This is a genomic window from Sphingomonas sp. Leaf339, assembly GCF_001426195.1.
Lineage (GTDB): Bacteria > Pseudomonadota > Alphaproteobacteria > Sphingomonadales > Sphingomonadaceae > Sphingomonas.
In genome coordinates this window covers 565,733-579,121 of sequence record NZ_LMRS01000012.1, presented here as the reverse complement: position 1 = coordinate 579,121, position 13,389 = coordinate 565,733, and the positions used below count along the sequence as shown (strand labels likewise).

The 13,389-nt window shown below is 65.7% G+C and carries 12 protein-coding genes; 3 read left to right on the top strand and 9 right to left on the bottom strand.

Annotation, left to right across the window (positions count from 1 at the left end; genetic code table 11):
- Positions 1-3: 3 nt before the first annotated feature.
- The 9 genes from ASG67_RS09450 to ASG67_RS09410 all read right to left on the bottom strand — a co-directional run bounded on the left by ASG67_RS09450 (position 4) and on the right by ASG67_RS09410 (position 9,931).
- Positions 4-195, bottom strand: a complete 192-nt coding sequence (locus ASG67_RS09450; RefSeq protein WP_056528759.1) for a hypothetical protein — start codon at positions 193-195, stop codon at positions 4-6.
- 243 nt (positions 196-438) lie between these two features.
- Entirely contained in the window at positions 439-1,038 is a 600-nt protein-coding gene (locus ASG67_RS19450; protein WP_235535133.1) for a PEPxxWA-CTERM sorting domain-containing protein, read from the bottom strand.
- A 427-nt stretch (positions 1,039-1,465) separates the two neighbouring features.
- Entirely contained in the window at positions 1,466-2,872 is a 1,407-nt protein-coding gene (locus ASG67_RS09440) for a sugar porter family MFS transporter (protein WP_056528754.1), read from the bottom strand.
- A gap of 42 nt (positions 2,873-2,914) precedes the next feature.
- The gene (locus ASG67_RS09435; RefSeq protein ID WP_056528751.1) at positions 2,915-3,778 is read right to left on the bottom strand and encodes an SMP-30/gluconolactonase/LRE family protein; all 864 of its coding nucleotides are present in this window, start codon (positions 3,776-3,778) and stop codon (positions 2,915-2,917) included.
- Positions 3,775-4,536, bottom strand: coding sequence for an SDR family NAD(P)-dependent oxidoreductase (locus ASG67_RS09430; RefSeq protein ID WP_056528747.1), 762 nt, complete (start codon positions 4,534-4,536; stop codon positions 3,775-3,777). The genes ASG67_RS09435 and ASG67_RS09430 overlap by 4 nt, the downstream gene beginning before the upstream one ends.
- Positions 4,533-5,684 (bottom strand): fumarylacetoacetate hydrolase family protein, encoded by a 1,152-nt coding sequence (locus tag ASG67_RS09425; protein ID WP_056529232.1) that lies wholly within the window; start codon positions 5,682-5,684, stop codon positions 4,533-4,535. Before ASG67_RS09425 ends, ASG67_RS09430 begins: the two co-directional genes overlap by 4 nt.
- 193 nt (positions 5,685-5,877) lie before the next feature.
- The gene (locus tag ASG67_RS09420; protein ID WP_056528744.1) at positions 5,878-8,361 is read right to left on the bottom strand and encodes a PhoX family protein; all 2,484 of its coding nucleotides are present in this window, start codon (positions 8,359-8,361) and stop codon (positions 5,878-5,880) included.
- 104 nt (positions 8,362-8,465) lie between these two features.
- Positions 8,466-9,470, bottom strand: coding sequence for a glycerophosphodiester phosphodiesterase (locus tag ASG67_RS09415; RefSeq protein ID WP_056528741.1), 1,005 nt, complete (start codon positions 9,468-9,470; stop codon positions 8,466-8,468).
- A gap of 5 nt (positions 9,471-9,475) precedes the next feature.
- The gene (locus ASG67_RS09410; protein WP_056528739.1) at positions 9,476-9,931 is read right to left on the bottom strand and encodes a universal stress protein; all 456 of its coding nucleotides are present in this window, start codon (positions 9,929-9,931) and stop codon (positions 9,476-9,478) included.
- Between the two features lie 120 nt (positions 9,932-10,051).
- On the opposite strand from ASG67_RS09410, the gene ASG67_RS09405 reads away from it, so the two are divergent.
- From ASG67_RS09405 to lpdA, 3 genes are read left to right on the top strand one after another with little or no spacing between them, the layout of a single operon-like run.
- On the top strand, positions 10,052-11,407 hold the full coding sequence (locus tag ASG67_RS09405; protein WP_056528736.1) for a pyruvate dehydrogenase complex dihydrolipoamide acetyltransferase: 1,356 nt from the start codon (positions 10,052-10,054) through the stop codon (positions 11,405-11,407).
- A gap of 8 nt (positions 11,408-11,415) precedes the next feature.
- Complete coding sequence (locus tag ASG67_RS09400) at positions 11,416-11,832, top strand: acyl-CoA thioesterase (protein WP_056528733.1); 417 nt, start codon at positions 11,416-11,418, stop codon at positions 11,830-11,832.
- Between the two features lie 37 nt (positions 11,833-11,869).
- Positions 11,870-13,264 carry a dihydrolipoyl dehydrogenase gene (gene lpdA / locus ASG67_RS09395; RefSeq protein ID WP_056528728.1) on the top strand — a complete coding sequence of 465 codons (1,395 nt, stop codon included), beginning with the start codon at positions 11,870-11,872 and terminating at the stop codon, positions 13,262-13,264.
- The last annotated feature ends 125 nt before the right edge of the window (positions 13,265-13,389 follow it).

The following is a 13,389-nucleotide window of genomic DNA, read 5'->3' as shown; positions in this document are numbered from 1 at the left end:
GCTTCAAGACCGGAACAGGGCGACCACCGCATCGATCACCGTCGCGCCAGCCAGCGGCCCGAGGAACAGCATCAGCAGGTTGAACCCGAGTATCCACGCCAGCACCGATTCGCCCCGACGACTGATCCGCGGCGGTTGCGGCTTCGGCTGCCACGGTTCGGGCGGCGGCCAGGCATTGCGGAAATCGACGAACATGCTGGGTGCTCCGGTCAGCGCGGCTTGATAGCAGGAAGGTTGTCGCATCGTCGAGCATAAGGCGACAAGTGATTTCGGCCGGAGCGGTACGTTGGTGAGGTGCGTGCGGGTCAGCCAGCGTTCGGTGCCGGTAATCTCATCAAGAAGGCCGAGCGTCGGAATGGCGGGGTTCGGTGGACAGCGGATATGGAAAAGCCGCCAGCCTTTCGACTGACGGCTCTTAAATCCAATTGGGTAAGAGCGTTAGGCAAAGGTTGTTGCGGTGCTCCGGCGACGAGAGCGGGAGGCCGCGCCAACCATGCCGAAGCCGACCAGCATCATCGCCCAAGTCGCGGGCTCGGGCACGGCGGCTACAGTCTGCATCGTAAAGCGTACATAATTTACCGACGAGTCCGCCGTGGTCGAGGTATTGATTTCCGGATATGCCGGCCCTGCTCCTACGAACTTTCGATCGGTTCCGCGGTATGCTGCCACGATGGCCAAGGCGTAACTGGGATCACCGGCAAAAAGCTGATATGGTATATAGCTATCGCATATCCCTGCCTCGCAACCAAGCACCCTGCTATAAGTCTTGACGTTAGCGGTCGTGTAGACTTGGTTTAGCAATGCGCTGGCTGCATCCCTTGCCGTTACATCTGTCTTGAAGTCGAACTTGCTTGCCGAGCAGGTGCCGAAAACGACGGTGCAGCTGTTATCGAAGAAGTCGACATTGTAAGTGTTTTTACCAATAACAACGCCGGTCGCGCCGGTCAGTGTGCCGGATCTATCGACATTCAGCTTCACGGCGGCAAATGCTGGCATGGCATTTGCCAATAGCCCCATGCCGATCAGTCCAGCGATCATCCTCTTCATCATTTGTCCCCCCGGCAGCATGTTGGGTGTGCCGTCGGACGCCTACTTATCGAAGGACGTGGCAATGGAAAGACGATCCAGCCCGCATTAATGCCTCATTTCAGGCCAAAATCGGTTGTTGGGACGCAGTGCATAGGCAAGCGGGATTCCCGGTCGTTCGGGTCCGCTTTCACGCCAGCGAATGTCGCGACTTGGGCGGAAACGGAATGGCTGGTTTGGTCTGGAGCTGCCCAACCGTTTCCGAGTGATGATCGCAGTGAGCGGCGCTTGTTCCGGCGCTGGCAAATGAGCTGGCGCGGTTAACGCCCATGCTCAAGATGCACATGGTCGCAGCGAGGATCGCAAAAATGCCAAAGGTATCGATCGAACATCGACCGAATTTCCGTCACCCCCGCCGGCGCGGAGGTGACGGTGGCGATCAGCCCTGCATGTCCTCTAGTTCGCGGCCGCGGGTTTCCTGGACCATCGCCTTCACGAAGAAGAACGAAACCAGCGCCGCCAGCGTGTAGAGCAGGTAGGTGATCGACAGGCCGGGCGAGAGTACCATCGACGGGAAGCTGACGGCGATGGCGGCGTTGGCGATCCACTGGGCGAAGCCGGACACGGCGAGGGCGGAGCCGCGGATCTGGGTCGGGAACATTTCGCCGAGCATCACCCACATCACCGGACCCCAGCTGACGTTGAAGAAGATCACATAGAGGTTGGCGGCGACCAGCGCGATGACGCCGGCGTTGCCGGGCAGGGTGACGCCGGTGCCGGATGCGCCGGGGACGGAGGTGGAGAAGGCCCAGGCGACGGTGGCGAGCGTGACGGTCATGCCGGCCGAGCCGATCAGCAGGAGCGGCTTGCGGCCGATCCTGTCGATCAGCGCGATCGTCAGCAGGCAGGCGCCGATCGAGAGGGCGCCGGACAGGATGTTGATTTGGAGCGCGTTGTCCTCGGTAAAGCCGACCGCCTCCCACAAGGTCGCGCCGTAATAGAACACGACGTTGATGCCGACGAGCTGCTGGAAGACGGCCAAGCCGATGCCGACCCACAGGATCGGGCGGATCTTGCCGCTGGTCCTGTCGATCAGGTCGGACAGGCGGGGCTTGTGCTGATCGGCGGAGAGGCTGGCGCGGATGTCGGCGACCTTGCGGGTGGCCTCGGCCGGGCCGAACAGGCGGGTGAGGACGCCCTGCGCCTCGGCATCGCGGCCGCGCACGACGAGATAGCGGGGGCTTTCGGGGATGAAGAACAGCGCCACGAAATAGATCGCGGCCGGGATCACCTGAAGCCAGAACATCCAGCGCCAAGCCTCATACCCGGCCCAGAACATCGCGGTCGATCCGCCAGCATAGCGGGCGACAAGGAAGTTGGCCACGAAGGCCCCGGTGAGGCCGGAGATAATCATCACCTGCTGCACGCTCGACAGGCGGCCGCGCACATTGGCGGGGGTGACTTCGGAGATATAGACCGGGCTGGTGACGCTGGCGGCCCCGACGCCGAGGCCGCCGATGATGCGGGCGATGATGAAGATCGCGGAGGAACCGGCGGCACCGGCCAGCAGCGCGCTGACGATGAACAGCACGGCGGCGAGCATCATGGTGTTGCGGCGGCCGATCAGGTCGGCGAGGCGACCGGCGGTGAACGCGCCGATCGACGATCCGACGAGGATCGCGCCGACATTGACGCCGATGCCGAGCCGGCCGAGGTCGAACGCCGCCTCGATCCCCTTTTGCGTGCCGTTGATGACGCCGGAATCATAGCCGAACATGAACCCGCCGATCGTCGCGACCGCGACGATCAGGCCGATCAGACCGTTATTGACCTGTCTTGCTTCCACGTTCGTGCTTCCTCTCTGTCGCGCCTTGTTGGACGCCTGCGTTCAGGCCGCTCTGAGTGGCGGTTTGGCGGGCACGGAGACCCGGAAGGTGAAGATGTCGCCGGCCAGCGGCTGGGCAGCGAGGGCGGTGTTGTCGAGGCCCTGGCGCGCGGTCGTCGCGTATGCGGTGCGGCCATCGGGGCCGCCGAGCGCGATCTTGGTGATGTTGGCGACGGGGAATTCGACCACGTCGGTCAGTGTACCGTCGGGCGCGTAGCGGCGGGCTTCCCAGCCGCTGTACAGGCCGAGCCAGACGCCGCCCTCCGCATCGCAGATCGCGCCATCAGGATAGCCGTCATCCATCGTGAACGTCTGAAAGGTTTCGCCCGCGCCCAGCGTGCCGTCGGGCGACAGCGGGTGGACGGTGATGCGCTTGCCGATGGTATCGACGTGGTAGAGGCGGTCGCCGGCCGGGCTGATCGCGGGGCCGTTGGTGATCGCAACGGGATCGGCGCCGCTGTCGGTGACGGTGGTGCCGTCGAGGCGATAGAGGCGACCGCTGATCGCGGCCTCGTCATCGTCCATCGTGCCGAACCAGATACGGCCGGCGGGATCGAGCGCGGCGTCGTTCAGGCGGTTGGCCGGCAGATCGGTATCGACGCTGGCAATCGGCTCGAACGCGCCGGTCGCGGGGTCGAAGCGATGCGGGCCTGAACGTAGCCCGACGACGAACTTCCCCGGTTCGGCGGGAAGCACCCAGCCGACCATTTCGGGCGCAGGCCAGTGATCGAGCGCGCCGGTGGCGGGATCGTGGCGATAGATGCGCTGTTGCTTGATATCGACGAACCAGAGCGCGTCATCGACCCAGATCGGTCCCTCGCCCAGCGTCGCGCCGACGGTTAGTGCGTGTTCTGCCTTGATGTTCATCGCCACCCCGCATCGATAAAATAGTCGTGGCCGGTACACATACGCGCATCGTCGGACGCGAGGAACAGGACGAGCGCGGCGACGTCGGCCGGCTGAATACGGCCATCGAGGCATTGCGCGGCGACGATCTCGGCCTCGCCCTCGGGCGTGTACCATTTCTCCTGACGGGGGGTCTGGACGTTGCCGGGGACGATCGTGTTGACGCGGATGTTGTCGCGGCCGAGATCGCGGGCGAGGCTGCGCGTCAGGCCTTCGATCGCGGCCTTGCATGTCTGGTAGAGGATCAGGTCGGGCAGGGCGAGGTGCCAGCTGATCGATCCAAAGTTCAGGATCGCACCGCCGCCGGCGCGCTTCATCGCAGGCACCACCGCCTTGGCGGCGAAGAACTGGTGGCGCAGGTTCACGTTCAGGCGCTGGTCCCAGTATTCGGGGGTGACGTCGTCGATCGAATGGCGGTCGTCGTTGCCGGCGTTGTTGATGAGGATGTCGACGCCGCCGAGCGCGCTTTCTAGATCGGCGAAGACGGTTGCAAGCTGGTCGAGGTCCGTCAAGTCGCAGTGGCGATAGACGGGGGCGTGGCGCGCTGCCGGCGACAGGCGATCGACCAGCGCGGCGCTGTCGGCATCGGCGATATCGACGAAGGCGACCTGCGCGCCCTGTTGCACGAACGCGGTGACGAGACCCTCGCCGATGCCCGATCCGCCGCCGGTGACGATGACGCGCTTGTCGATGAGGCTGGGGTAATGCGCGGTGGTCATGCCGTGAGCAGACCGCGTTTGGCGAGGTTGCGCATCAGGTCGCCGAGGCCGAATTGCCATGGTGGCGCTTGGTCGCATGTGGTGACAGGGTTGCTGAGCGTGCCGAGGCGATCGTTGCTGATCGTCACCACGTCACCGACCTTGTGCGTGAAGCCGCGGCCGGGATGATCACGATCCTGCGTCGGGGCGAACAGCGTGCCGAGGAACAGGACGAATCCGTCGGGGTAATGATGCTCGCTGAGTGACTGGGCCAGCAGGTCTTCGGGATCACGGCTGATCTCACGCATCGAACTGGCGCCGTTCAGGACATAGCCGTCCTCGCCCTCGATCCGCAGCGCGATCTGGGCGTCGCGGACGTCGTCCATCGTGAAGCCGTCGTCGAACAGGCGGATGAGCGGGCCGAGCGAGCAGGAGGCGTTGTTGTCCTTCGCCTTGCTGAGCAGCAGGGCCGAGCGACCCTCGAAATCGCGCAGGTTCACGTCATTGCCGAGTGTCGCGCCGACCGCATGGCCATGCGCGTCGGCGAGCAGGACGACTTCGGGTTCGGGGTTGTTCCAGGTGGAATCGGAGCGGATGCCGATCGGCGCGCCGCAGCCGACGGTGGAGAGGACGGGGGATTTGGTGAAGATCTCCGCATCCGGGCCGATGGCGACCTCCAGATATTGCGACCACATGCCGCCGTCGATCAGCGCGTTTTTCAGCGTGGCGGCCTGTTCGGAGCCGGGGATCACCGAGCCGATGCTGCCGCCAAGCGCGGCTTCGAGGCCCCCCCGGACTTCGGCGGCGCGGGTGTAATCGCCGCGTGCCTGTTCCTCGATCACGCGTTCCAGTGCGGAGACAGCGAAGGTGACACCGGCGGCTTTCACGCATTGCAGGTCGATCGGGCTGAGCAGGCGGACGGCAGCGTCGCTATCCGGCGACAGGCCGAGATCGAGCAGATCGCCGAGCGATGTACCGGCGGCGGTGTCGAACGATCCGCCGGCGACGAGCGCCGAGACGGTGGGAGCGACGGACGTCATGTCATAGGCGATGCCGGCGGCGACGAGGATCGGGGTCGGGCCTTCGCCGCGATCGATCCGGCCGACGAAAAGCCCCTGTCGCCAGTCGGCCGGCAGCGCGCTGTCCAGCGCGAACGATTGGTGTGCCATGCGATCCTCTTCCTGCTTTGGTAGCGGTATCGCGTCGGTATCGGGGATCGTCAAGCGATCGGTATGGTTTTGGTTCGATCGGGTTGGATGCAGTTCCCCGGCGAAGGCCGGGTCCAGTTGGAAAGGTCGTCGTTTTCATGACGACGTTTCACCCAACTGGACCCCGGCCTGCGCCGGGGAACAGGGTTTCGGCTTACAGGCCGACGAGGCCGCCGTCGGTGCGCGTGATGACGATCGTTGCCGAACGCGGGCGCGAGGTGGGGGCGGCGGTGCCGGTCTGGTTGGCGGGCCAGTTGCTAGAGATGGCCGACGCGTTGCCGCCTTCGCCCGGATGCTGGATGTTCACGAACAGCGAGCGGCCATCCGGCGTCGAATGGATGCCGGTGATCTCGCACTGCTTCGGCCCGACCAGAAAGCGGCGCAGGGTGGCACCCGGCGCCTTGCCGGTGCGGGTGGTGACGGTGTTGGTTACGCCGCCGAGCGAGCTGGTCACCGACCGGGTGCCGCCATCGCCAACCGTGCCGGGAATGGCGGCGAGCAGCATGCAGTTGGTGACATCGGTATAGGCACCGTCGTCGGTTTCGATCCACATCACCGGCGTACCCTGACCGGTGGCATTGCTGTTCAGGCCGAACCACAGGCCGTCGGGCGACGAGAAGTCGTTGGTGGCATCCAGCCCCGACAGGTTGATGTTGGTCGGGTTCAGGTCGCTGCCGGCGCCGAAGGCATAGATGTCCCACGCGAACGCGGTCGCCTCCGACGTGTCACCCGTTTCGCGCAGGCGGATGACGTGGCCGTTGACGTTGCCGGTGCCGGCCGAGCGGCCGTCCGTCTTCGGATCGGTGTAGGCGCGCGGGTTGGGCGCATCGACATTGGCGGCGGTGCGCGACGAGTTGTTGGTCAGCGTCAAGTACATCTCGCCGGTGGCGGGATTGACGGCGGTCCATTCCGGCCGGTCCATCTTCGTCGCGCCGAGGATGTCGGCGGCAAGACGGGTGTTGACCAGCACATCGGCCTGATCGGCGAACGCATAGGTGGCGTTCGACGAGGTCAGGCCGTTCTGGCCGAACACCAGCGGCAGCCACTGGCCGCTGCCATCCGCATTCATCTTCGCGACGTACAGCGTGCCGGCGTCGAGATATTTGTCGCCGATGGCAAGGCGGTTGGTGGCGTTGGCGTCGGCGGCCGACCACGGCGTGGCGGAGACGAATTTATAGAGATATTCGTTCTGCGCGTCGTCGCCCATGTAGAAGGCGGGCTTCACGCCGGCGATGGTGCGGCCGATTTCGCAGCCCTCGTGATTCATGCGGCCAAGCGCGGTGCGCTTGCGCGGGGTGGCGGCGGGATCGAAGGGATCGATCTCGACCACCCAGCCGAGCTGGAACGGTTCGTGGCTGAAATCTGTGGTGCCATCGGTGACGGTTCCGGCAATCACGCTGGCGTTCCAGCGGGCATAGATCGTGCTGGTGGTGTCGGCGGGGACGACGGTGGACCAGCCGTAATTGCCGGCATTGCCTTCGCGGATACCGTAACGGGTCAGCGAGGTGTTCTCCTTGCCGCGACCGGCGGCGGTGCGCAGCGCGGCGTCGCCGGTGGCGCGGCGGAAGTAACCGGCCCAGTTCTCTTCGCAGGTCAGGTATGTGTGCCACGGCATCGTGCCGTTGGCGCAATTGTTGATCGTGCCGCGACCGGCGGTGCCATCGGGCGACTGGCGCGTGCGCAGGACGGCGTTGCCGCGCACCGGGCCGCTGAACGACACCGGCGTGTTGGGCGTGACGCGACGGTTGAGGGCGGACGACTGGTTATAGCTCCATGTGCCGCTAGCCGCGGTGCGCGATATCTCGATCACCGAGACGCCATGCGATTCGATCTCCTTGATCGCCTCGCTTTCCAGCCGGACGGCACCGGCGGTGACGCCGTTCACATGCAGATACTGCTCGCTGATATTCTCGTGGTTCATCACGAGCAGACCGCGGCTGCTGTTCGTTGGATCCGGCGTGCTGGCGCTGGCGGACAGGCCGAAATAGCTCATGCCGTCATGATGATCGCCGGCGCGCTGGGCGAAGTTCGTGTCGGTACCGTTATTGGCATAGGCCGCGACGCCCGACGCGATCGGATCGCCGAGGCGATAGAGGACGGTGACGGCATAGCCATCGGGCACGGCGACGATATCGGCGAGGCTCTTCGGCACGGCGGTAAAGCCCAGCACGGCGGGGCTGACGGTGACGGTGGCGTCGGCGGTCGAGGCTGTCCCGGCGCTGTTGGTGGCCGAGAAGCGGAAGACGAGCGGCGTCGCAGTCGTGACGCCGGGCGCGGTGAACGAGGCGGTCGACGTTGCGGCGTTGTTGATCGTGACGCTCGGCCCGCTGACCTGTGACCAGCCGGTGCCGGCCACGGCGCCGACGGTGGCGCCGGTCAGCGTGACGGGGCGGCCGGCGGTGGTCGCCACCGCACTGCCGGCATCGACCGTGACGGGATCGGGGCTGTCGTCATCATCGTCGCAGCCGCTCAGCAACATGCCGCCGAACACCGCCGCCGTCATCGCGGACAGACCGCCGCGCAGCGTCTGCCGGCGCGAATAACGGCTGGCGATCAGCTCGTCGATATGCGGGTTGGCCGACACGTTCGTGTCGATGTCGCCATCGTCATAGGCGAGGTTCGCGGTCGAAACAGTCATGGAAAATCCCCCGGTGGGCGCGTTGGCCGTGGGCGCTTATTGGCGGCGGGGAATGACGCGGACGTTGCGGAATAAAGACGTTTCGGTGACGATTAACATTCTTGTCATGTTGCCAGCGCGGCTCTGCCCAACGCAGGATCGTCGGTGAAGAAACCGTCGAGGCCGGTAGCGAGATAGGCGCGCATCTCGGCGATCGATCCAGACGGGTTGCGCGCGTCGGCGCCGGCATCGTCGCGGAAGTCCGCAGCCAGGAAGCGGTTTTCGGGGCGAAACGTCCAGACGCGGACGAGCAGGCCGGCCGCGTGCGCGTCTGCGACCAGCGAGGTGGGGGCGAGCAGACGATCGTCGGGGCCGAGCGGGATGACCGCGCGGGCGGAGGGTGCGACGACATCGGCATAGCGCGCGATCTCGGTAAGGCCGGCGGGGGTTGTCATCGTGGCATAGGACAGGGTGGGATCGTCGGCGGGGTGAGCGTCGGCGTCACCGATCAACTGCATCAGGCGCAGATTGGCGGGGCGGCCCAGCCGGTCGCGCAGATAGCGCAGGTTTGCCGTCTCGAACGACTGGACCTCCAGCGGGGCGATGCGCAGCCAGGGATGGCGCGCGCAGGCGGCCATGAAGCTGTCCTCCAGCGGCAGGCCGATACCGGCGAAATAGGTAGAGTGTTTCAGTTCGGGGACGAGGCCGATCGGGCGGTGCAGCCGGGCCGATTCGGTGGCGGCGAAATCGACGATCTCGTCCCAGGTCAGGATGGGAAACAGCCCGTCATAGGAGCGGCTTTCCGGACGGACATGGCCCAATCGCTCGATCGCGCGCAGCGTCTTCAGTTCGTCGAGCGTGAAATCCTCCGTGAACCAGCCGGTGTGCGACAGGCCGTCGATCGTCTTGGTGGTGCAGCGATCGGCGAAGCGGGGGTGGCGGGCGACGTCGGTGGTGTCGGCGATGTTGTTTTCGTGACGGGCGACCAGGACGCCGTCGCGGGTCATCACCAGATCGGGTTCGATATAATCGGCGCCGTCGCGGATCGCGCGGGCATAGGCGGGCAGCGTGTGTTCGGGCCGCCAGGCGGACGCGCCGCGATGGGCAAAGACCAGCGGCGGCGCAGCCATGGGCTTCAGCTCAGGCGATCGATCTGTTCGGGGGTCAGCGAGCCGGGGATGATCATCACCGGCACCGCCAGCGCACCGGCGTCGGCACCGGTGAAATGGGTGACGAGCGCGCCCGGCGCGCCCGATGCGGCGGCGCCCAGCACGAGCGCGGCGATATCGGGATTGGCGGCGATCATGTCGCGGATCACCTTCGGCCCCTCACCACCGTGGACGGTGATCGCCGGCGTCAGACCGGATTCAGAGAACAGCGTGCCGGCGGCGCGCGATACCAGCCCCTCGGCATGATGGCGCGCCTCTTCCTCGATCGTGGCCTGGACGCCGCCGAACGCGATGAATTCCTGCGGCGGTAGCAGGGTGAGGATTTCGACACCGCCACCGGTCTTCACCGCGCGGCGGGCGGCGAACCGCAGGGCGATCTCCGCTTCCGGACTGTCGTCGATCACTACCAGATAGATGCGCATGATAAGCCCCGTTCCGGACGTGGTGTGACGCCATGGCGGCGATCGTGCAAGCGCGTCGGGCTTGACCCGCGCGCGCCGTGGGGCGAGAGAGCGTGCCCTTACCGAAGCCCGAGGACCTTCATGCCGATCGAGATCAAGATGCCCGCGCTGTCGCCCACGATGGAAGAGGGCACGCTCGCCAAATGGCTGGTGAAGGAGGGCGACACCGTGTCGTCCGGCGACATCATGTCCGAGATTGAGACCGACAAGGCGACGATGGAGTTCGAGGCGGTCGACGAAGGCACGATCGGCAAGATCCTGGTCGCCGAAGGCACCGACAATGTGAAGGTCGGCACGGTCATCGCGATCCTGCTGGAAGAGGGCGAGGATGCGTCCAGCATCAGCGCACCCGCCGCGAAATCGGAAACGCCGCAGCCTGCCGACCCCGCGTTCAAGGGCACGCCGGACGCGACCGATCCCAACACCAAGGGCAATGAGGGCGCGCCCGTCGCCCGCAGCGAGAGCGAGGCCGAGGATCATGGCCGTCCCGCCGACGCCGGCGCGGCCAAACCGGCGGCATCGGGCGACCGCGTGAAGGCGAGCCCGCTGGCCCGTCGTCTCGCCGCCGAGAAGGGCATCGACATCGCCGGCGTCACCGGCTCCGGTCCCAAGGGCCGGATCGTGAAGGCCGATCTCGACGGTGCCAAGGCGGGTGCCGCCCCTGCCAAGGCCGCCACGTCGACCACGGAAGCGCCCGCCGCTGCTGCTGCACCGGCTCCTGCCGCAAAGCCCGCGACGGTGCCGGATATCCCGCACGAGCTGACCAAGCTCAGCAACATGCGCAAGACGATCGCGCGCCGCCTGACCGAATCGAAGCAGACGGTGCCGCACATCTACCTGACGGTGGACGTGCGCCTCGACGCGCTGTTGAAGCTGCGCGGCGAGCTGAACGCCTCGCTGGAAAGCCGCGGCGTGAAGCTGTCGGTGAACGACCTGCTGGTGAAGGCGCTGGCGGTGTCGCTGATGGCGGTGCCGAAGTGCAACGTGATGTTCACACCGGACCAGCTGGTGACGTTCAAGCGCGCCGACATCTCGGTCGCGGTGTCCACGCCGTCGGGCCTGATCACGCCGATCGTGACGGAGGCAGATACCCGCTCGCTGTCGTCGATCTCGGCAGCGGTCAAGGACATGGCCGCGCGCGCCAAGGAGAACAAGCTGAAGCCCGAGGAATTCCAGGGCGGCACCGCGTCGATCAGCAACATGGGCATGTTCGGGATCAAGCAGTTCGAGGCGGTCATCAACCCGCCGCAGGGCATGATCCTGGCGATCGGTGCCGGTGAGAAGCGGCCGTACATCGTCGACGGCGAACTGGGCATCGCCAGCGTCATGTCGGCGACGGGCAGCTTCGACCACCGCGCGATCGACGGGGCCGATGGCGCCGAGCTGATGAAGGTTTTCAAGGAACTGGTCGAGCGGCCGCTCGGCATGCTCGCCTGATCCCGGCGATGGACGTCCATCCCGACGAGATGCCGCCAGAAGGGCTGCCGGCGGTGCGCGTGATTGCAATGCCGGCGGATACCAATCCTTATGGCGACATCTTCGGCGGGTGGCTGATGAGCATGATGGATTCGGCCGCGGGCTCGGTCGCATCGCGCCACAGCCATGGCCGCGCGGTGACGATCGCGGTGGAGGGCATGACCTTTCACCGCCCCGTCGTCGTCGGGGACGAGGTGTCGGTGTACGCCAAGCTGGCGCGTGTCGGCCGCACATCGATGACGATCGACGTCGAAAGCTGGCGCCGCGCGCGCCACGACGACCGCAGTTACAAGGTGACGGAGGCCAAATTCACCTTCGTCGCGATCGGCGAGGACCGGCAGCCGCGACGCGTGCCGCCGGTCATCGTCGAGCAAACGAACAATTGACCGGCCCTCGCGCCGGACGCTGAGAAGGAACCGACAAGTGGCCGAATCCTACGACCTCATCATCCTCGGCTCCGGCCCCGGTGGCTATGTCGCCGCGATCCGGGCGAGCCAGCTTGGCCTGAAGGTCGCCATCGTGGAACGCGAGCGGCTGGGTGGCATCTGCCTGAACTGGGGCTGCATCCCGACCAAGGCGCTGCTGCGCACGTCGGAAATCTATCATTACATGACGCACGCCGATTCATACGGCTTGAAGGCGGACAATGTCGGTTTCGACCTGGGCAAGATCGTCGATCGCAGCCGCAAGGTCGCGGGCCAGCTGAACGCGGGCGTCAAGGGCCTGATGAAGAAGAACAAGGTCGCGGTGCATGAGGGCGTCGGCGCGATCACCGGCAAGGGCAAGCTGAGCGTCAAGCAGGGCGACAAGACGGTCGAGCTTGAGGCGAAGAACATCCTGATCGCCACCGGCGCGCGCGCCCGCGACCTGCCGTTCGCCAAAGCCGACGGCAAGCGCGTGTGGACGTATCGCCATGCGATGGTGCCGACCGAGATGCCGACGAAGCTGTTGGTCATCGGATCGGGTGCGATCGGCGTGGAGTTCGCCAGCTTCTACAACGATATGGGCGCCGACGTGACGATCGTCGAAATGCTGCCCCGCATCCTGCCGGTGGAGGACGAGGAAATCTCGACCTTCATGGACAAGGCGCTGACCAAGCAGGGCATCAAGATCGTGACCGGCGCGGGCGTCGAGAAGATCGAGCCGGGCGCGGGTAGCGTGAAAGCTGCGATCAAGGGCAAGGACGGCAAGGTCGAGACGACCGAGTTCAGCCATGTCATCGTCGCGATCGGCATCGTGCCGAACACCGAGGAAATCGGGTTGGAGGCACTGGGCGTCGAAACCGACCGCGGTCACATCAAGACCAACGGGTACGGCCAGACCAACGTCGACGGTATCTGGGCGATCGGCGACGTGACGGGCGCACCGTGGCTGGCGCACAAGGCGAGCCATGAGGGTGTGATCGCGGTCGAGAAGATCGCCGGCGGTCATCCACACCAGATGGACAAGGGCAACATCCCCGGCTGCACCTATTCCCGCCCGCAGGTGGCGAGCGTCGGCATTACCGAGGCGAAGGCGAAGGAGGCCGGCTACGAGCTGAAGGTTGGCAAGTTCCCCTTCATCGGCAACGGCAAGGCGATCGCGCTGGGCGAGGCCGAGGGCTTCGTGAAGACGGTGTTCGACGCGAAGACCGGTGAGCTGCTGGGCGCGCACATGGTGGGCGCGGAAGTGACCGAGCTGATCCAGGGCTATGTCGTCGCGCGCCAGCTGGAGACGACGGAGCAGGAACTGATGGAGACGGTGTTCGCGCATCCGACCCTGTCCGAGATGATGCACGAGAGTGTGCTGGGCGCGTATGGCCGGGCGATCCATATCTAGGGCATAGGTGGGCTTCCCGTCGATTGGGCGGGGAGTCTCTCCAGACGATCTTCCTCCCCGGCGGAGGCCGGGGTCCAGTTGGGTGAAGGTTTGTGATGACTCACGATGACCTCCTCAACTTGGCC